Annotated in this window: 1 pseudogene; it reads left to right on the forward strand. The window is 42.0% G+C overall.

Annotated features, from left to right (window positions below):
• Positions 1–471: pseudogene (locus tag J7438_RS27375) on the forward strand (hypothetical protein); the annotation flags it as partial.
• Positions 472–529 lie beyond the last annotated feature (58 nt).

Consider the following 529-nt stretch of genomic DNA (forward strand, 5'->3'; position numbering starts at 1 on the left):
TCTTTTATTCGGGATGAAACAGAGCGGGTTAATGTTCTGTATTACATTGAAATCGACAAAAAAGGGAACCAGCATGTCTGGTGCTGGGTAACCGATCTTGAATTAACCGATGATACCGTTGAATCCACGATGCGAGGAGGACGTTGCAGATGGCGCATTGAAAATGAAACGTTTAACACCCTGAAAAATCAAGGCTATCAACTTGAACACAATTACGGTCATGGCGAAAAACATCTGGCTACGAATTTTGCCTACCTTACTTTTCTGGCATTCCTGGTTGCTCAGATTCAGGAACTGTCTTGTCCAAAATTCCAACAGGCTTTAAATAAGCCAGGGAAGCCTACACGAAAGCGATTATGGAGGAAGATCACCAGCTTCTTTCTCACGTTAATGATTGATAGATGGGACAGTTTGTTTAAAGCCATTGCCCATGGTGCTAAAGCACAGAAGATAGCTTTTGACACATCATGATTTGGCAAGATAGTCAGAACTTTCAGGGGGTGATAGTGATTTTTCTTAGCAGTGAAAG

Source organism: Thalassotalea sp. G20_0 (genome assembly GCF_017744175.1).
Lineage (GTDB): Bacteria > Pseudomonadota > Gammaproteobacteria > Pseudomonadales > Endozoicomonadaceae > Endozoicomonas.